Source organism: Blautia sp. OF09-25XD, assembly GCF_003482095.1.
GTDB lineage: Bacteria > Bacillota > Clostridia > Lachnospirales > Lachnospiraceae > Fusicatenibacter > Fusicatenibacter saccharivorans.
In genome coordinates, this window is the sequence record NZ_QUMG01000026.1 from 1 (window position 1) to 19709 (window position 19709).

The 19709-nt window shown below is 50.1% G+C and carries 13 protein-coding genes and 1 tRNA gene; 13 read left to right on the forward strand and 1 reads right to left on the reverse strand.

Translation table 11 applies throughout. The features are described 5' to 3' along the window. Positions 1-31: 31 nt before the first annotated feature. From DXA93_RS16560 to DXA93_RS16575, 4 genes are all read left to right on the forward strand, one after another. A tRNA-Asn gene (locus DXA93_RS16560) sits at positions 32-103 on the forward strand. Positions 104-211: 108 nt separating this feature from the next. Next, positions 212-979, forward strand: a complete 768-nt coding sequence (locus tag DXA93_RS16565) for a class I SAM-dependent DNA methyltransferase (RefSeq protein ID WP_119208819.1) — start codon at positions 212-214, stop codon at positions 977-979. 9 nt (positions 980-988) lie between these two features. Then, positions 989-1864, forward strand: a complete 876-nt coding sequence (gene hslO / locus DXA93_RS16570) for an Hsp33 family molecular chaperone HslO (RefSeq protein ID WP_022462421.1) — start codon at positions 989-991, stop codon at positions 1862-1864. A 15-nt stretch (positions 1865-1879) separates the two neighbouring features. Beyond that, positions 1880-3790 (forward strand): NAD(+) synthase, encoded by a 1911-nt coding sequence (locus DXA93_RS16575; protein ID WP_118640903.1) that lies wholly within the window; start codon positions 1880-1882, stop codon positions 3788-3790. Positions 3791-3921: 131 nt separating this feature from the next. On the opposite strand, the gene DXA93_RS16580 is transcribed toward DXA93_RS16575, so the two are convergent. Continuing rightward, entirely contained in the window at positions 3922-4395 is a 474-nt protein-coding gene (locus DXA93_RS16580) for a hypothetical protein (protein WP_022462423.1), read from the reverse strand. Between the two features lie 208 nt (positions 4396-4603). Here DXA93_RS16580 and DXA93_RS16585 point away from each other — a divergent pair, with 208 nt between their 5' ends. From DXA93_RS16585 to DXA93_RS16620, 9 genes are all read left to right on the forward strand, one after another. Beyond that, entirely contained in the window at positions 4604-8107 is a 3504-nt protein-coding gene (locus DXA93_RS16585; RefSeq protein WP_118595879.1) for a PD-(D/E)XK nuclease family protein, read from the forward strand. A 79-nt stretch (positions 8108-8186) separates the two neighbouring features. Beyond that, positions 8187-11873, forward strand: coding sequence for a helicase-exonuclease AddAB subunit AddA (gene addA / locus DXA93_RS16590; RefSeq protein WP_119208821.1), 3687 nt, complete (start codon positions 8187-8189; stop codon positions 11871-11873). Between the two features lie 107 nt (positions 11874-11980). Then, on the forward strand, positions 11981-12682 hold the full coding sequence (locus tag DXA93_RS16595) for an ATP-binding protein (RefSeq protein WP_119208824.1): 702 nt from the start codon (positions 11981-11983) through the stop codon (positions 12680-12682). A 118-nt stretch (positions 12683-12800) separates the two neighbouring features. Beyond that, positions 12801-13367, forward strand: coding sequence for a hypothetical protein (locus DXA93_RS16600; protein ID WP_118595882.1), 567 nt, complete (start codon positions 12801-12803; stop codon positions 13365-13367). 303 nt (positions 13368-13670) lie between these two features. Beyond that, the gene (locus tag DXA93_RS16605; protein WP_256372660.1) at positions 13671-14534 is read left to right on the forward strand and encodes an ROK family protein; all 864 of its coding nucleotides are present in this window, start codon (positions 13671-13673) and stop codon (positions 14532-14534) included. Positions 14535-14602: 68 nt separating this feature from the next. Next, positions 14603-15319, forward strand: a complete 717-nt coding sequence (locus DXA93_RS16610; protein ID WP_119208838.1) for a GntR family transcriptional regulator — start codon at positions 14603-14605, stop codon at positions 15317-15319. Between the two features lie 145 nt (positions 15320-15464). Next, positions 15465-16976 carry a class I mannose-6-phosphate isomerase gene (locus DXA93_RS16615; protein ID WP_243109249.1) on the forward strand — a complete coding sequence of 504 codons (1512 nt, stop codon included), beginning with the start codon at positions 15465-15467 and terminating at the stop codon, positions 16974-16976. Beyond that, positions 16921-17247, forward strand: a complete 327-nt coding sequence (locus DXA93_RS18745) for a hypothetical protein (RefSeq protein ID WP_243109250.1) — start codon at positions 16921-16923, stop codon at positions 17245-17247. Before DXA93_RS16615 ends, DXA93_RS18745 begins: the two co-directional genes overlap by 56 nt. Before the next feature lie 50 nt (positions 17248-17297). Beyond that, entirely contained in the window at positions 17298-19694 is a 2397-nt protein-coding gene (locus tag DXA93_RS16620) for a hypothetical protein (RefSeq protein ID WP_119208828.1), read from the forward strand. Positions 19695-19709 lie beyond the last annotated feature (15 nt).

Consider the following 19709-nt stretch of genomic DNA (forward strand, 5'->3'; position numbering starts at 1 on the left):
GAAGGTATATCAAATATCTTCAATTAAATAATCCTCGATAGCTCAATGGTAGAGCATTCGGCTGTTAACCGAAGGGTTGTTGGTTCGAGCCCAACTCGGGGAGTGAATGAGACCTGCAGGGATCCTGCAGGTCTTTTCGTATATTGAGTTGCCCTGTGTGATGTGATACAATAAGGCGTAGCTACTGTAAACGATGAAGGAGAAAAGAAAGATGAATGAAAGTTATACCAGTTTTGCCCAGGTATATGACATGTTCATGGACAACGTGGACTATCCTGCCTGGAGCAAATATCTGATTCAGCTTTTAAAAGAATATCAGGTGGAAGACGGACTGGTGCTCGATCTTGGCTGTGGAACGGGAAACATGACCGAGCTGCTCGCCAAAGAGGGCTACGATATGATCGGCGTGGACAATTCTGAGGATATGCTCGAGATTGCCAGTGAAAAACGCGCCGAGTCCGGCTTAAACATTTTATATCTGCTTCAGGATATGCGGGAATTTGAGCTCTACGGAACCGTGAAGGCGGTTGTGAGCATCTGCGATTCCATCAACTATATTCTGGAGGAAGACGATCTGCGGGAAGTATTTTCACTCGTCAATAATTATCTGGACCCGAAGGGCATGTTTATCTTTGATCTGAATACCAAGTATAAATATGAACAGATGGGTGAGACTACGATTGCGGAAAACCGCGAGGAGGCAAGCTTCATCTGGGACAATTACTATGACCCGGAGGAAGAGATCAACGAATATGAGCTTGCCATTTTCATCCCGGAGGGAGAAGATTCCGATCTGTACCGTAAATTTGAGGAGGTACATTATCAGAGAGCGTACGATCTTGCGACGATCTGCCGCTTATTGGAAGAGGCAGGCATGGAGTTCGTGACGGCCTACGATGCATTCACAAAGAATGCGCCGAGACCGGAGAGCGAACGTATTTATGTCGTAGCAAGAGAAAAAGGAAAAAGTGAGAAATAGGAGAGAAACATGGATTATATTGTAAGAGCAACAGCGGCAGACGGACAGATTCGTGCGTTTGCAGCGACAACAAGAGAAACTGTAGAGACAGCACGCCAGGATCACAACACGAGCCCGGTTGCAACCGCAGCGCTGGGCCGCCTTCTGACGGCAGGTGCAATGATGGGCGTTATGATGAAGGGAGATAAAGACCTTCTGACCCTGCGCATCCATGCCGGCGGACCGCTGAACGGCATTACCGTAACAGCAGATTCCAAAGGAAATGTAAAAGGTTACGTCGGAAACCCGGACGTCGTGATTCCGGCCAACAAAAAAGGAAAACTTGACGTGGCAGGTGCTGTCGGCGTCGGATTCATGGATGTCATCAAAGACCTGGGACTGAAAGAGCCGTACGTCGGACAGTGCGTTCTGCAGACGAGTGAGATCGCAGAGGATCTGACCTACTATTTTGCAACGAGTGAGCAGGTTCCGTCCAGCGTCGGACTCGGTGTGCTGATGAACAAAGACAATACCGTCCGTCAGGCCGGCGGCTTTATCATTCAGCTGATGCCGTTCTGCGATGAGAAAGTCATTGAAAAACTGGAGCAGCGTCTGGCAGAAGTCAATTCCGTTACCGCATTCCTTGACGAGGGCCTGACTCCGGAGCAGATTCTTGAAAAACTGCTTGGAGACATGGACCTTGTGATCAACGATACCGTGCCGACCCAGTTTTACTGCAACTGCAGCCGTGAGCGTGTATCGAAAGCGCTGATAGCGGTCGGAAGAAAAGAACTGAACGAGATGATTCAGGAAGCAAAACCGGTGGAGCTGAAATGCCATTTCTGCAACAGCGCCTATGAATTTTCTACCGAGGATCTGAAAGAATTACTGCGTAAGAGCAAATAGCGGAGGGATAAAGAGATGAAACAGGGATTCGTAAAAGTCGCAGCCGCTTCCTGTGCGGTGGCAGTAGCGGATGTCAGAGAAAATACGAGAGTCATTCTGGAAACCATTCATAAAATGGAGGACGAGGGCGCAAAAGTGATGGTGCTCCCGGAGCTGGCGCTGACCGGCTATACCTGCAGTGATTTATTCTGGCAGAGCCAGATGATCGACGCGGCGAAAGAGGGATTAAAAGAGATTGCCGACGGAACGAAAGGGACCGATGCACTGATTTTTGTCGGCCTTCCGTGGGAACAGGGCGGAAAGCTGTTTAACGTGGCCGCTGTACTCTGTCATGGAGAGCTGCTCGGCGTTGTACCGAAAAAGTATCTGCCGAACTACAATGAATTTTATGAGCTGCGTCACTTTACGCCGGGAAAAGAAGCGGTGACAACGACGGAATTTTTCGGAAAAGAGGTTCCGTTCGGCATGAATCTGCTCTTCCAGTGTGCGGAGATGCCGCGCCTCAAAGTTGCTGCAGAGCTCTGCGAGGATCTCTGGACCCCGAATCCGCCGAGTGTGGCGCATGCCCTGGCCGGTGCGACAGTGATCGTCAATCTTTCCGCGAGTGATGAGATGGTTGGAAAAGATAGCTATCGGAGAAGCCTCGTGAGTGCACAGTCGGCACGTCTGATCTGCGGTTATATTTATGCGACAGCAGGCGAGGGCGAGTCCACGACGGATCTCGTCTTTGGCGGACAGCATCTGATTGCGGAGAACGGAACGATTCTTGCCGAGGCAAAACGGTTTGAGAATCAGATCGTCTGCGCGGATCTCGATGTTGATCGTCTGACGAGTGAGCGCAGAAGAATGACCACATATCCGGAACAGAGAACCGACGGTTATCAGGTGGTTAAGTTCTCATTAACAATAGAAGAAACAAAGCTGATCCGTTACTTCGATCCGCGGCCGTTCGTACCGTCGGATAAGCACAACCGGGATCAGCGATGTGATGAAATTTTAAATATTCAGGCCATGGGACTGAAAAAACGTCTGGCGCATACGCACTGCCAGAGCGCGGTTATCGGTATTTCCGGCGGACTCGATTCGACGCTGGCACTGCTCGTCACTGCCAGAGCGTTCGATCTGCTCGGCCTTCCGAGAAACCAGATTCTTTCTGTGACCATGCCATGCTTTGGAACGACGGACCGCACGTATCAGAATGCCTGTGAACTGACGCGGTGCCTTGGTGCAACCTTAAAAGAGGTTGATATCAAAGAGGCCGTCAATCTCCATTTCCGCGACATCGGACAGGATCCGGAGAAGCATGATGTGACGTATGAAAACGGACAGGCGCGTGAGAGAACCCAGATTCTGATGGATCTTGCCAACCAGTCCGGCGGTATGGTCATTGGAACTGGTGATCTTTCCGAGCTGGCACTTGGCTGGGCAACGTACAATGGCGACCATATGTCGATGTATGCCGTCAATGCGTCCGTACCGAAAACCCTGGTGCGCCATCTGGTGCAGTATTATGCGGACACCTGCGGGGAAAAAGCACTTTCCGATATCCTTCTGGATGTGCTCGACACGCCGGTCAGCCCGGAACTGCTGCCGCCGAAAGATGGTGTCATTTCTCAGAAAACAGAAGATCTCGTCGGACCGTACGAGCTTCATGATTTCTTCTTATACTATATGCTGCGTGTGACGTACGAACCGCTCAAGATTTACCGTGTGGCAAAACTTGCATTTGCCGGTGTCTACGATGATGCGACGATCTTAAAATGGCTGAAAACGTTCTACTGGAGATTTTTCGCGCAGCAGTTCAAACGCTCCTGCCTGCCGGATGGCCCGAAGGTCGGAAGCGTTGCGGTATCCCCGCGCGGCGACCTGCGTATGCCGAGTGATGCGTGCGTGAAGCTCTGGAGAGAGGAACTCGACCAGCTGTAAAAAACAAAACAGGAAATACAGAAAGAAACAAAGATAATCCAAATTGGTGCAGGGAATCAAATTTTGAGATGCACGACAGAAAAAAGGCTTCGGAGCAGAAGAATGCTTCGAGGCCTTTTTGCATGGAAAGATCAGGATTCTGCGGAGGAAGGATTTTGAGCCTGTTCGAGCGCCTGATTGATCGCGGAGACGAGCAGTTCGGAGGTGTAGCGGTCGTCCTCTCCGTAGATGAGGCCTTCCGTCGTCTGATTCACATAGATCTGGCTTGCGATGGAATCGAGCGCGGGCTCCATGAGCGGATACATGGCGGCGGTGGTTTCACTTAAGTTATTCAGTGAAATCGCGGTGATGCGGTCCTGCTCAACATTGACCTGCACATCGAAGGTCTGGTCGCCGAGGGAGATCGTGGAGGTGTAGATGCCGGGAATGTAGCGTGCATTTTCGGCGGAAGCAGCAGTGGTGACAGAAGGTTTTTTCGCAGAATCCTTCTTCCCGGAGAACATGATCAGAAACACCACGAGAAGAATCAGCGCGAGAGCAAGAAAAACAGCGGTGTAAACCACTTCTTTCATATGTAGTACAACAATTTTCGTTTTGGAACTCATGGGCGGGCACACTCCTTTTTGAAAAGCCGTCTGCGGGGCGGGAAGCGGGGGCGGAACAGGCGGGCGTTTTTACTATAATGTATGTGGGAAGAATGGTTTTTATGAAGGTTGTTCTACAGCAGGTTGATTGCATCAAAAAAAAGAGTCTGCTATACTGTAGCTATGTTTATTTTGGGGCAGAAATGGATCAGAACAGGAGGAGCAAGGTATGAGTCTGCAGTTTATTATGGGAAATTCGGGGGCCGGAAAATCGCGGTATGCGTATGAAAAAATCCTGGCGGAAGCGGCGCGCCACCCGGAGAAAAATTATCTGATCGTCGTGCCGGAGCAGTTTACGATGCAGACGCAGAAAGAACTCGTGTCTCTGCATCCGGCGGGCGGAATTTTAAATATTGATATTTTAAGTTTTCAACGTCTGGCCTACCGTATTTTTGAGGAGACCGGAGGAAGCCTGTATCCGGTGCTTGAAGAGACGGGAAAAAGCCTCGTGGTGAAGCGCGTTGCGCAGGAAAAGAAAAAGGAGCTGACAATTCTTGGCAGCACGTTAAAAAGAACCGGTGCGGTTTCGCAGATGAAATCGCTGATTTCCGAGCTGAAGCAGTATCAGATTGCGCCGTCCGAGCTTGATACGTGGGCGGAAGAGACGGGAGAGAAAAAGCTGCTGGCGGCAAAGCTGAAGGACACCGGTGTGATCTACCGTGCGTTTGAGGAATATCTGGAAAACCGTTACGTGACGGCGGAGGATGTGCTGGAAGTTCTGGCGGGAAAGCTGGAAGAATCGGAGCTGATTAAAAACAGTGAGGTACTGGTGGATGGGTTTACCGGATTTACGCCGGTGCAGATCGGTGTGCTTGGAAAGCTGTTCCGGCTCTGTGCGAAGGTTTATGTGACGATTATTATGGATGAGCGGGAGGACCCGTATAAAAAGGCGATTCCGCATCAGCTTTTTGCGATGAGCCGCCAGCTTGTCCAGCAGCTCATGAAAGCGGCAGATGAAGCAGGGTGCCCGGTGGAGCCGGAAATCTGGGTCAGACGCTCGGGACATGGCCGTTTTCAGCCGGGAAGCACGATGGATCAGCTGGAGCAGAGACTGTTCCGGTATGGGAAGAGAGGATTTTCCGGAAATGGAATAGAAAAAAGACCGGAATCAGGAACGGAAGCAAAGACGGGAAATCCGGCAGCAGGACACGAGGCGAACCAGCAGGGAATCTATATCAGCGTAGCGCCGAATCCGCGTGCCGAGCTGGAAGAGACGGTGCGTCTGATCCGCCGCATGGTGCGCGAGGAGGGCATGCGCTACCAGGATTTCGCCGTTCTGACCGGAGATCTCTCCGTTTACGGTACGTATGCGCGGGAAATCTTTGAAAAATGCGGTGTTCCGTACTTCGTTGATGAAAAACATTCCGTCCTGATGAACCCGTTCGTCGAATTTCTGCGCGCGGCGATTGAGATGGTCGTGCAGAGCTTTTCCTACGAGAGTGTCTTCCGCTATCTGCGCTGCGGTCTTTCGAGTCTGAACCGTGAGGAGACAGATGCGATGGAAAACTATGTCCTGGCACTTGGCATCCGTGGGCTGAAAGCGTATGGGGAGACGTGGACGAGGGGTTACCGCGGCATCAAGCCGGATGAAGTGCCGCAGCGCAATCTTCTGCGGGAGAAGTTCTATGCCGAAGTGCAGCCGTTTGCGGAGCAGATGAAAAAGAAAGATGCCACTGTGCGGGAGCGGACCGAGGCGCTGTATGCACTGGCAGTGCAGAATCAGATGCAGCAAAAGCTCGAGGAGCGGCGGCAGCAGTTTGAGCAGCAGGGACAGGAGGCGTTCGCAAAAGAATACAGCCAGATTTACGGCATTGTCATGGAGCTGCTGGACAAAATTGTCGAGGTGCTGGGCGATGAGAAGATGACGCTGGCAGAGTATCAGGAAATTCTGGAGGCGGGCTTTGCGGAGGCATCTGTCGGTATTATTCCGCCGACGGCGGACCAGGTACTGATCGGTGATAATGAACGGTCGCGTCTGAAGGACATCCGCGTGCTGTTTTTCGTCGGCGTGAATGACGGGCTGATTCCGCGCCACGACGCGGGCGGCGGCATTCTCTCGGAATATGACCGCGAGGAGCTGGAACGGGCGGATGCGAAGCTGTCCCCGACGGCGCGGGAGACGATGTATCAGCAGAAATTCCATCTCTACCGAAATCTGACAAAACCGTCGGAGCGGCTGTACCTTTCCTTTGCGAAAGCGGGCGCGTCCGGCGAGGCGCAGAATCCGTCGTATTTGATCAACGAAATACGAAAACTCTTCCCGGAGATTCCGGTGCGGGATATTGAAAAAGAGGAAAAACCGGAGGAAAAACTGGAAATGCCGCGTTCCGGCGAGGCACTGTTTCTGGAGGAGCTTGGCAGAGCGGCGGAGGGAGAGATCGATCCGCTGTTTGAGGAGCTTTACCGCTGGTATGCAGCACATCCGGAGGCGGGAATTCCGGCGGAGACGTATCGAAAAGCGGCGTTTCTGCGCTGTGCGGACGGTGTAATCGGAAAGAGTGCGGCATCGGCACTGTACGGAGATACGTTAAAAAACAGTGCAACGCGGCTGGAAAAGTATGCGGCGTGTGCGTTTGCCCACTTTATGGAGTTCGGCCTTCAGATCCGCGAGCGGGATCAGTATGAGCTGAAAGCGGCGGATATGGGAACGGTCATGCATGAGGCGCTTGAGAAGTTTTCGAAAAAACTGCAGGAGAACGGTGAGACCTGGAAGACGGTGACCGATGACACGCGTGACCGTCTGATTGAGGAGTGTGTCGAGGAGACGATGGCGGACTATGGAAACACAATTTTTCAGAGTTCAAGCCGGAATCAGTACCGCATTATCCGCGTGAAGCGGATCCTGAAACGAACTGTCTGGGCACTGCAGCAGCAGATCCGGCAGGGAGAATTTGAGCCAGGGGAATTCGAGGTTTCGTTCTCGATGGAGGACTCGCTGTCGGCGATCAACATCGATCTGTCGGAGCATGAGAAAATGCGTCTGCGCGGACGGATTGACCGCGTGGATCTCTGCGAGACGGACGATAAGGTCTATGTGAAAATTATCGATTACAAGACGGGAAATACGTCGCTCGACCTGGTGGCGCTCTATTATGGACTGCAGCTGCAGCTTGCTGTTTATCTCGATGCGGCGGTGGAACTGGAGCAGAAAAAGCATCCCGGCAAGCAGGTGGAGCCGGCGGGCGTGTTCTATTATCATATTGATGATCCGATGCTCGATCAGGAGGAGGATGAGACCGACGAGGCGTGGGGCCGGCGGATGCTGAAAGCGCTGCGGATGGACGGTCTTGTGAATGCGGACCGGAAAGTTGTGGAGCTTCTCGACCGCGTGCTTGAGGACGGAACGACATCCGATGTGATTCCGGTTGGAAAGAAGAAGGATGGAAGTTATACGAGCTATTCGAAAGTAGCGTCGCCGGAGCAGTTTGATGTGATCCGTACGTACACCAGAAAGAAGGTGCGTGAGATCGGCGAGGGCATTTTCTCGGGCAATGTAAAAATTTCCCCGTATCAGCGGGACGGTGCGACGGCGTGTGCGTACTGTGAATATCAGGGAATCTGCGGTTTTGACCAGAAAATTCAGGGATACGAGTACCGCAAACTGAAGGGCATGGACACGGAACTGCTGATGAAGGCGATGCAGGAGATAACACAAAGTGATCAAAAAGAGTGACTGCCTTCCGGAAAGGAAAGAGAAATGCAGTTTTCCATGTATGAGAAAGTAATCAGCCAGAAAGAAGAGGGAGAGATAAATGGCAGTAAAATGGACAGCGGAACAGCAGAAAGTCATTGATACGAGAGACCGGAATCTTTTGGTCAGCGCAGCGGCAGGTTCCGGAAAGACGGCGGTTCTGGTAGAGCGGATCCTTGCGATGGTGAAAGATCCCGTGCGCCCGATTGATATTGATCAGCTTCTTGTCGTGACCTTTACGCGTGCAGCGGCGGGAGAAATGAAAGAGAGAATCGGCCGCGCCCTGCAGCAGAGCCTAGAGGAAAATCCAGAGAATGAGCATTTACAGCGGCAGCAGACCCTGCTTCACCATGCACAGATCAGCACGATCCATGGCTTCTGTTCGTATGTGATAAAAAATTATTTTCAGATGATCGATCTTGATCCGGTATACCGCATGGCGGATGAGGGAGAGATCCGCCTGATGAAAAGTGACGTGATCCAGAAGGTGATGGAGGAGCGGTTTGCGGAAAAAGATCCTGCGTTTACACGGTTTGTGGAGAGCTACGCGGCGGGAAAACAGGATGACGGACTCGACGCGCTCGTGCTGAAGCTGTATGAATTTTCCATGAGTTATCCGTGGCCGGAGCAGTGGCTCGAAGAGTGCCGGGCGGCGTATCAGATCGATTCGCCGGAGGCGGTGCAGAAAAGCATCTGGGTACAGGTACTGATGGCTGAGGCGAAAAAGCGGCTCTCGAGTATTCTGGAAGGAATTGAGGAAAACCGAAAAACGGCGGTAAGCCCTGGCGGACCGTATCTGTATGACGAGGCGCTGGCATCAGATCAGCAGATGGTGGAAGAGCTGATCGAGACGGAATCGTTCGACGGAATGGTGCGCGCGATGGCCGGAATGAAGTTCAAGGCGCTTTCGCGGAAAAAGGCAGACGATGTGAGCGAGGCGCTGAAAGATCAGGTGAAGGCAGAGCGCGATGCATGCAAAAAAGAACTGCAGAAATTAAAAGAGCAGTTTTTCGAGAAGGACAGCACCGAGATTGCGGAGGAGATTGCGGACTGCCGGGAGCCGATCGGCGTGCTGATCGATCTGACGGAGCAGTTTGCGAAAGCGTTTGCAGAGAAAAAACGGAGCAAAAATATTCTTGATTATGCCGATCTGGAACACTTTGCGCTCGAAATTCTTGTGCAGCAGGAGGACGGCCGTCTGGTGCGGACCGATGCGGCGCGGGAGCTTTCGGAACAGTTCCGCGAAATCATGATCGATGAGTATCAGGACAGCAACTTTATCCAGGAGGCACTGCTCTCTGCAGTGTCCGGCGAGGAGGAAGGCAGATGGAACCGGTTTATGGTTGGCGATATCAAGCAGAGCATCTACGGATTCCGCCTGGCGCGGCCGGAGCTGTTTCTGGAAAAATATCATACGTATGCGAAGGACGGGGAAAGCCAGCAGAGAATCGATCTCGACAAAAACTTCCGAAGCCGGCCGGAGGTGCTTGCAGGGGCGAACTATGTGTTCCGTAAGCTCATGAGTCCGGAGCTTGGCGGCATTGCGTATGATGAGGCGGCGAGCCTCCATGCGGGTGCGGCGTTCCCGAAGAAAGAAGAGGGAAATACGGATCTGTGGCAGACGGCATACGAAACGGAGCTTCTGCTGCTGGACGACCAGGCGCCTGAGCTGGAAGATGACAAGTCGCGCGAGACAAAAATGGAAACGGAGGCGGCTGCCGTTGCGGCGCGCATCCGCGAGATGGTTGGAAAGGAAGAAGTGGTGGACAAAGAGACCGGAGAATACCGGAAAATCCAGTACCGTGATATCGTGATCCTGCTTCGGGCAGTCAGCGGCTGGTCAGAGACCTTCTCCCGTGTCCTTCAGGCGGCGGGAATTCCGGCGTACAGCACATCGAAAACGGGATACTTTTCCACACAGGAAATTGTGACCGTGCTGAATTATCTGCATCTGTGTGACAATCCCTGCCAGGAGATTCCATTTACCGCAATCTTACGCTCGCCGATCTGCGGATGCACGGATGCGGAACTGGCGGCGGTGCGTTGTGTGGATAAAGACGTAAAAATTTACGAGGCATGTGGAAAATATGCGGCAGAAGGGGAAGATGAGGCGCTTCGGAAGAAGCTTGGAAGTTTTCTGGAGCAGCTGGAAATGCTGCGGAGCCGTGTGCCTTACACGCCGATTCATGAACTGATTACACAGATTCTCGATGAAACGGGCTACGGCGGCTATGCATCTGCGATGCCGGGTGGTGTGCAGCGGCGGGCCAATCTGGAAATGCTCGTGGAAAAGGCGGTGGAATTTGAGGCGACGAGTTACCGTGGACTGTTCAACTTTATCCGTTATATCGAGCAGCTTCAGAAGTATGAAGTCGATTTCGGCGAGGTGAATATTTACGGGGAGAGCGCAGATACGGTGCGTATCATGAGTATTCACAAGAGTAAAGGACTGGAATTCCCGGTTGTGTTCCTCTCGGGCATGGGCAAATCGTTTAACCAGATGGACAGCCGTGCGGCGCTTGTACTCCATTCCCGCATGGGCATCGGCGCGGATGCGATCGATCCGGAGCACCGCGTCCGTCAGGCGACACTGCCGCGGCAGATCATCCGGCAGAGCATGAAGCTGGAAAATCTGGCGGAGGAGCTGCGGGTGCTTTACGTTGCCATGACGCGACCGAAGGAGAAGCTGATTATGACGGGCATGGCGTCGAAGCTGGAGAGCCGCGTGAAGCAGTGCGCGGCGCATGCGGGGCGGCAGGAGGAGCTGCTGTCGTATCAGACATTGAGCAGTGCATCCGGGTATCTCGACTGGATTTTGCCGGCATTTTCGAGAAACCGGTGTTTCGACGGGCTGTATGAACAATTTGGTCTGGCAGGGAATGCGGACAATCCGCTGTATGCGGAGAAAATTCCGGTAACGATCCGCCTTGTATCACCGGCAGGACTTGTTGAGGGAGAAGTGCTGCATCAGATGGAGCGCGCGGTGAATGAGCAGAAGATCATGGAAATTCCGAAGCAGCCGCCGAGAGAAGCGGCGCTGAAGGAACTTGTGGAGGAGCGGTTTGCCTACCAGTATCCGTATGAGAAGGAAAAACAGATTCCGGTAAAGGTTACCGTTTCACAGCTGAAGAAGGCCGGGATGGAGGAATCCGAGATCGGAAAAGAGCTGTTCGCGCAGGAAGAACTCGTACCAATTGTGCCGGGCTTTCTGAAAAAGGATCATGTTGCGGCTCTGACGGGCTCTGACCGCGGAACGGCGTACCACCGCCTGCTGGAATGTCTCGATTACCGCAGAGCGTACAGCATCACAGAGCTGATGGCACAGACGGAGGAATTGATTGCAGAAGGAAAGATGACGAAAGAAGCAGCGGAATGCATTTATTTCAAATCGATCCTTGCTTTCGCAAAAAGTCCGGTTGGAATGCGGATGCGGAATGCCTTTTTGAATGAAACCCTGAAGCGGGAGCAGCCGTTTGTGATGTCCGTTCCGGCAAGTGAGGCAGATCCGTCCTATCCGGAAGATGAAACCATTCTCGTGCAGGGAATCATTGACGCATGGTTCCCGGAGGGGGATGAGATTGTTCTTGTGGACTACAAAACGGATCGTGTGAGAGAAGCCGGGGAGCTGAAAAAGAGGTATGAAAAACAGCTCGTCTATTACCAGCAGGCACTGGAGCGGACGACAGGGAAGAAAGTGAAAGAGAAAATTATTTATTCGCTGGCTCTGGATGAAGAGTTGGTATTGTAGGAAAAAACTACTAAAAAAAACAACTGTCAAAACAGGGATAAAGTATGATATCATGGTTGAGAAACAAACAGGTATTGAGAAACAAAGAGAAAAAAGGAGATTCAGTGATGATTCGAAAAATTGTTCAGATAGAGGAAGACAGATGTACAGGATGCGGGCTTTGTGCGCATGCCTGTCATGAAAGTGCGATTGCGATGGTTGACGGGAAGGCAAAGCTGATCCGGGATGACTACTGCGACGGATTCGGTGACTGCCTGCCGGTCTGTCCGGCAGATGCGATTTCGTTTGTGGAGCGGGAGGCGCTGCCGTACGATGAGGAGGCGGTAAAAGAGAACCAGCGGAAGGCAAAAGAGGCGGCCGGACAGGAGAATACCGGAGCAGGAAAAGCAGGTGAAAACAGCTGGGCGATTGACCGTGCAGATGCGCAGGAAAATTCTGCAGCAGTTCCGTCCCGGCTCCGCCAGTGGCCGGTGCAGATCAAGCTGGTGCAGGAGCGGGCTTCGATGTTTGCAGGAGCAGACCTTCTCGTTGCGGCGGATTGTACAGCGTATGCGTATGGAAACTTCCACCAGGATTTCATTCGGGATCATGTCGTTCTCGTAGGCTGTACAAAACTTGACGATGTCGATTATTCCGAGAAACTTGCGCGGATTTTCATGCGGAATGATATTAAGAGTATCACGGTTGCACGCATGGAGGTTCCGTGCTGCGCAGGAATGGAGCGTGCCGTGAAGATGGCGCTGAAAGAGAGTGGAAAGAAGATTCCGGTGAAAACCGTGGTGATTTCTACGGAGGGGGAAATTTTGTAGAAAATCAGATATAGTAATTAGCGTGTGCCCTTAAAAGTTATTTTACAATTGGTACATTCTGCTTTGTGGAATATGTAAGACGAAAAAAATGAAAAGCTCGGTAAGAGGTATTAGAAAAATGAGTATGACGAAGATACAAGAGGAGCTTCTTGGTGCGCTGATCGGTCTGGCCCGGTCGGTAGATGGAAGAGGAGAAGCAGCAAAAGGTGAATCGCAGGAGTTTTCCAGCGGTGACAGCAATGGTCACCGCCCGGACAAAGCCACGCATGAGATTCTGCTTGGCGGAATTTGTGCGGCAAATCCGGAAAAAGAGCTGAGGGAAGAAGAGGGGAAATCCTGGATTGTACGCGTGGAGGCAGAAAAGAACCGTCTGAATCCGGATTGCGCAGTGTGCAAGGGAAAATGCGGCAGAACAGATAACTATGATCTCGAAGAAATGGAGACAGATGAACCGTCGGACCGGGCACGAAAAGAGCAGATTCTTGCGGAATTGTTTCCGATGGCAGAAAAACTGCAGCAGCTTCGGAAAGAAACAAAAGAGCAAAACGAAGAATTGCAGGGGGCGGTTAATTTTTTGTATAAGGCATTGTTTGCGATTGGAAACTATGTCGGGGAAAAGAGTCTGCAGAGTGTGGTGCAGGAGATGAATAACCTTTTTGTTAAATTGGAAAATGTATTGAAATAAGTAGAAAATAAGAAAAATCCTCTGTCCGGAGTGTATAAAAAACCCCCGGAAACAGGGGATTTTTTGCGTTCTGCGCCAAGTGCATAAAACGTATTATCGCGTTTTCACAAAGTTTTGCAAAAGCAGACAAAATTGCAGACAGGCGCTTGCAACAGAAAAATGAATAGGTTATAACATTATAACAAGGCGGCAGGGAGAGCCAATACAAAGAAATGAGATTCTATTGGCATATAAACAGAAAAAATACAGGGGAAAAGATGAAAAGGGACGGAAGCGGGATGGAGCAGAAAAAAATATATCCTTCTGGATGTTGGCGGAACGGAAATCAAAGGAAGTGTGTCGGACAGAAATGGAGTAAGAACAAAAATCCGGAAATTTCCAGCACAGGCGCAGAAGAGCACAGAGAAGATTCTGGACAATTTTGCAAAGATTTGCCGGGAATTGATGAGAGAAGCAGACGGAAGTGTTGTCGGAGTTGGGATGGCGATTCCGGGTCCGTTTGATTATGAAAATGGAATCAGCCGGATGCAGGGACTGAATAAGTACGATGCCATTTACGGGATTCCACTGGAGAGAGAAATCAAGGCGCGCGTGCCGGAACTTGGATCAGCACGATTTTTGTTTTTACATGACATTGAAGCATTTGCACTGGGAGAAAGCTGGTACGGAAACTGCCGTGATGCGGATAAAATTCTGTGCGTCTGCATCGGAACCGGCGCCGGATCTGCTTTTGTAGAAAACGGCAAAACAGTAAAAACGGGAAAAGGTGTGCCGGAAAATGGATGGATTTATCAACAGCCGTTTGGAGATTCCATTTTGGACGATTATCTTTCTGTGCGCGGGCTGGAGCAGATTAGCCTGGCTGTGACAGGAAAAGTGTGGAGTGGAAAAGAATTGTATGGTCTGGTAAAAGCGGGAAACATGGAGGCAGAAGAAGTCTGGAGAAGATTTGGAGCAGATGTGGCGGCTGGCCTTCTTCCTGTGCTGGAGGAATATCAGCCGGATCTGCTGCTTCTGGGCGGACAGATTGCAAAAAGTTTTTCCTGGTTTGGAAAAGAACTGGAAAGAGAGTGCGAGAAAAGAAAGATTCGGATTCAGATAGAAACGGAAACATCCGGCCGTGCCATGGAAGGCCTGTTGTCACAGTTTCCTGAAAAAACACAATAGAGCAAAAATATTTTCAGAAACAAAAATACAATGCTATGGAGAGAAAAGAAGAAGGAGAAACTGCAAAAATGGATAGAAATCCGGGAGCACCGCCGCTGTATGCGCAGCTAGAACAGATTCTGAAACAGCAGATCGAATGCGGCACGTACAAAAAAGGAGATTTTCTGCCAACAGAAAAAGAGCTGATGGAAAAGTACGAGCTTTCGCGTGTGACAGTACGCCAGGCGATGACGAATCTGGTACAGAGCGGTTACGCCCGTGCACGGCGCGGCATCGGAACAGATGTTGTCTACGAGAAAGTCGAAGAGCAGATGGAAGGTGTCATCAGTTTCACGGAAGAAATGAAAAAGCATCATATCGAAATGCAGACAACATACTGCAAGATGGAACTGATAAGTCCCGGGGAAACGGTAGCAAGAAGTCTGCAGATTCCATTGACGGAGCCATGTTATTGCCTGAAACGTGTGAGGAATGCTGTGGGAAAACCCATGGTCTATACCATTACGTATCTGAAAAAAATCTGCGAACTGCCAACAGAGCCGGAGCCATACATGGAATCGCTGTATCAGTATCTGCGGGAGAAACATGGAATCTATATTGAATCCGGCCGGGATACGCTTGAGGCGGCACTTCCATCGGAAGAGGTGCAGAAAGCACTGAAAATTGATGCGCAGATGCCTATTTTTATCCGGACACGGCAGACATTCCTGAAGGGCGGCGAGGTTTTTGAATATTCGATCTGCTATTATCCGGGAAATCGTTATAAGTACACGGTGGAACTGTAAACATATGACATCTAAAAAAACGAAACCGGACAGAAGTGCGAAATCCGCCAGATGCGAAAGCGTTGAAACAAAGATGATAGGTCTGATCGGCGCAGGAAACACCCCAATGGATGGAAGAAAAATTAAGAAAAGGAAAAGAATCCAAATGAATTTAAAAAAGAAATATGGAAACTACGAATTACATCCGCAAATGAAAATCACAGGATATGAAAATGAAATCTGGGATGAAAAAAAGGAGATCATTGAAGAATTAAAACGGGCGGTTCAGGAAAAACAGAAAGAAAAGAAAACCTGTATTCTTTCCTTTGATCTGTATCCGGGTGTACGAAAAGAAGAAATGATGGAACTGGCAAATGCGCTGCAGCCGGATCGGATTTTTGATATCGAAGACTGCGCCAAAGACGAAGAAACGCTGTTAAGAGAATTTAAAGATTACATCACCGATGACCGTGTTTTCGGCATTATGTGTCATAAAACCATAGACACCTGGTTTGAGAGCGAAAAGTTGGAAACCATGAAAAAAGCAATTGAGACAGAACGTGCGGAAGAAAAAGATACAAACGGTGGTCTGATCGTGATCGTTGGTACAGCGGCAGAGCTTCTGACCGAGGCAGATCTACTTGTTTACTGCGATCTGACCCGCTGGGAAGTTCAGCTCCGCTATCGGAGCGGCATGCCAAACTGGCACAGTACCAATTATAATGATCCGATCCTGACGAAATATAAACGGGGATTTTTCATTGAATGGCGTCTGGCGGACCGCTATAAAAAAGAGCGGTATGAAAAATTCACGTATCTTCTGGATACGGAGAAAGAAAATGCACCGGTTCTTACAACGGGAAATGCCTTCCGAGGCGCACTGCAGCAGCTTGCCAGACAGCCATTTCGTATGGAGCCGTATTTCGACCCTGGCGTATGGGGCGGTCAGTGGATGAAGGAAAACTTTGGTCTGGATGCATCGAAGGAAAATTTCGCGTGGAGCTTTGACGGAGTTCCGGAGGAAAACAGCCTGAATCTGGAAATCGGCGGAAAAGTCTTAAAAGTACCGGCACAGGATCTTGTCTTCTATGCGCCGCATGAACTGCTGGGTGAAAGAGTCCACGGCCGGTTCGGCGCAGAATTCCCGATCCGTTTTGACCTGCTGGATACGATGGGCGGTCAGAATCTTTCCCTGCAGGTACATCCGCTGACCGAATATATCTATGAAAAATTCGGCATGCCATATACGCAGGATGAGAGCTACTATCTTCTGGATGCCGATGAAGACGAGGAAACGTATGTATACCTCGGCCTCAAAGAAGGCGTGGATAAAAAAAGAGATGGAGCGGGAACTCCGTGCAGCAGAAAAAGGAGAAGAACTTTTCCCTGCGGAAAAATATGCCAACAAAATCCCGGTCAAAAAACACGATCATGTGCTGATTCCGGCAGGAACGGTGCACTGCTCAGGAAAAAACACGATGGTGCTGGAGATCAGTGCGACACCGTATATCTTTACCTTCAAACTCTGGGACTGGGGCCGCCTTGGCATGGATGGACTGCCGCGTCCGATCCACCTCGACCACGGTATGAAAAATATCCAGTGGAACCGCGATACCAAATGGGTGTACGACAATATCGTCGGCCAGCAGAAAACACTGGAAAAAACAGAAAACTGTGAAGTGGAGCGCACCGGACTGCACAGCCGCGAGTTTATCGACACAATCCGCTATACACTTTCCGGGCCGCACACCGTCTCGATGGATGACACGGTTCATGTGATGAATCTCGTGGAGGGACGAAGTGTCCGCATCGAGAGCATGGATGGCAGCTTTGCACCGTTCACGGTACATTACGCAGAAACCGCCATCGTTCCGGCAGCGGTCGGAACATACCGGATTGTACCGGAAGAGGGCGAAATGATTAAAATGCTGGTAGCATCTGTGGGGTAAAGAGAGATAAAAATTTTGAACAACATAGAACAGGAAAAGGAGAAATTATCATGACACACAAAATCAGAGAAGTCTACATCGTACATCATTCCCACACTGACGTGGGATACACCGATCTGCAGGAGCAGGTGATCTACAACCAGGCAAACAACATCCGCCGGGCAGTCGAACTGATTGAAAATGGAATCAAAAACAACACAACCCAGAAAGATCTGAAATGGAACTGTGAGACATGGTACTGCGTGGAGCAGTTCTTCAAAATGGCAACGGAGGAAGAAAAAGAAAAGTTTTTCGATCTGGTAAAAAAAGGAAATATCGGTCTGTCTGCCAATTATCTGAACTTTAATGATCTTGCCGACTGCAAATATCTGAAAGAAAAAATCCATACGATACAGGAAATCTGCGGCGAAAAAGGAATCCAGATCAAAACAGCCATGATTGCAGATATTAATGGTATCTCCATGGGACAGCGCGATGCCCTGATCGAAAACGGAGTAGAATTTTTGTATACCAATATCCATACCCATCACGGCATGTATCCGCTGTATCAGAACCAGAAACCGTATTTCTGGGAAAATGAGAACGGACAGCGTCTGCTGGTATGGAATGGTGAGCATTATAACCTGGGAAATGCCCTCGGCATTGTTCTGAACAAAAATGTTAATTTTATGACGGAAAACTACTTCGGCAAAAAGAATGGTGATGTGACAGGACTTCTGGAAAATCTGCACACGAATCTGGCTGCGAGCATAAAGGAATATGAAGAAAACGGTTATCCGTACGATTTCTATATCACCAGTGTTTCCGGCGTTTTTTCGGATAATGCGCCGATCAACCCGGCCATTGCAGATACGGTTGCGCTGTTTAATGAAAAATATGGCGAAGAAGTCACCATGCATATGGTGACGCTTCAGGAATTGTATGACAAGATCCGGGATAAAGTGCAGGATGCACCGGTGTATCGAGGTGCCATCAATGACTGGTGGGGCAATGGCGTTGGAAGTACACCATATGCGGTGAAACATTACAAAGAGGCCGTACGACTGAACCATATCTGCGACCGACTGGAAGAAAAAACAGGGGTACATAACGAAGAACTGATTCAGGCATATGGCGATAATTCTCTTTTATATGCAGAGCACACCTGGGGTCATTCTGCTACGGTAACGAATCCGTACGATACCATGGTGACAAATCTGGATATGCGGAAAAACAGTTATGCATCCAAAGCACATGAGGCAGCAGCGATGCGTAAAAATGAGCAGTGCCATAAACTGGGTGATATTCTGCGCTATTATAATCTGTCCGGTAAAGTGAAGGCGGTCTCCACAAGCCATCAAAAGAGAGTATTTCCGGTAGAATTTTACGTAGAAACCTTAAGTCTTTCTGCAGTTAAAGTAACCGATGACAAAACAAAACAGGAGATGGAGGTGCAGCTGTCTGCTCATCCGCGCGGAGTCCTGATAAGTTTTCTGGCAGAATTTGAGCCAATGGAAGAGAAAACGTTCACGTACGAAGAGCAGCCGGCTCCGTCCCAGACCCTGTTCACCAGAACTGCCTGGGTAGGCGCAGAGCGGGTGCGCGATATTGTGAACACGTACGATCCGGAAAGTTACAAACTGCCTTACGGTCTGGAAAACGATTTCTTTCAGATCAAATGGAAAGTCGGAGAGGGTATTACCTCCTTTTACAATAAAAAAGCAGAGGTTGAAATGTGCAAATCCGGTCTGGAAACGTTCTTCACGCCGGTTTATGAACGCACCGAAATACGGAAGGGGGTTTATGCGGAACGCAGTCTGATCGGAAGAAATATCCGCGGACTTCACGCAGAGCAGTATCAGGGTGACCTTACGGATGTGAAAATTCTGGATCACGGACCGGTGTTTACCAAAGTAGAACTGATCTTTACCCTGGAGGGAACGTATCACAGCAGTATTGTGATCAAAATGTACCGTCATCTTCCGAAAATTGAGTTTTCTTACCGGGTAGCCAAAACATTAAGCGAGGATATCGAAAGCCTGTACCTTCCGTTATCGTTAAATCTTCCGGATGCGGAAGTGATGATCCAGAACGGAGGTGTTACCATGCGCCCTGGTATTGATCAGCTTCCTGGCACCAATATGGAATACTATATTGCGGATGAAGGGCTCGTTTACCGGACAAAAGATCAGACGATTCTGGTTAATACTTTTGACACACCGTTACTTTACATGGGGGAGATGGAATCCCACCCAATCCTTCTGTGCGATAACAAAGAGGAGAATAATAAACGGCCGGTTTACAGCTGGATTATGAATAACACATGGGAAACAAACTTCAAGATGGACCTGTCCGGATTCAGTGAGTTCCGTTATGGAGTGGAGATTGTGGAGCAGGGAACCGCAGAGAAAGATATGGAAAGCCTGTCAGATAATGACAAGGGTGTGGTTACCTTTATTTGCGGGTAATCATTGTTCCGCGGT

What these genes read in the sequence shown, in the direction of transcription:
- DXA93_RS16565 (WP_119208819.1), top strand. Translation starts at nt 212, where the DNA reads ATGAATGAAAGTTATACCAGTTTTGCCCAGGTATATGACATGTTCATG.
- hslO (WP_022462421.1), top strand. Translation starts at nt 989, where the DNA reads ATGGATTATATTGTAAGAGCAACAGCGGCAGACGGACAGATTCGTGCG.
- DXA93_RS16575 (WP_118640903.1), top strand. Translation starts at nt 1,880, where the DNA reads ATGAAACAGGGATTCGTAAAAGTCGCAGCCGCTTCCTGTGCGGTGGCA.
- DXA93_RS16580 (WP_022462423.1), bottom strand. Translation starts at nt 4,395, where the DNA reads ATGAGTTCCAAAACGAAAATTGTTGTACTACATATGAAAGAAGTGGTT.
- DXA93_RS16585 (WP_118595879.1), top strand. Translation starts at nt 4,604, where the DNA reads ATGAGTCTGCAGTTTATTATGGGAAATTCGGGGGCCGGAAAATCGCGG.
- addA (WP_119208821.1), top strand. Translation starts at nt 8,187, where the DNA reads ATGGCAGTAAAATGGACAGCGGAACAGCAGAAAGTCATTGATACGAGA.
- DXA93_RS16595 (WP_119208824.1), top strand. Translation starts at nt 11,981, where the DNA reads ATGATTCGAAAAATTGTTCAGATAGAGGAAGACAGATGTACAGGATGC.
- DXA93_RS16600 (WP_118595882.1), top strand. Translation starts at nt 12,801, where the DNA reads ATGAGTATGACGAAGATACAAGAGGAGCTTCTTGGTGCGCTGATCGGT.
- DXA93_RS16610 (WP_119208838.1), top strand. Translation starts at nt 14,603, where the DNA reads ATGGATAGAAATCCGGGAGCACCGCCGCTGTATGCGCAGCTAGAACAG.
- DXA93_RS16615 (WP_243109249.1), top strand. Translation starts at nt 15,465, where the DNA reads ATGAATTTAAAAAAGAAATATGGAAACTACGAATTACATCCGCAAATG.
- DXA93_RS16620 (WP_119208828.1), top strand. Translation starts at nt 17,298, where the DNA reads ATGACACACAAAATCAGAGAAGTCTACATCGTACATCATTCCCACACT.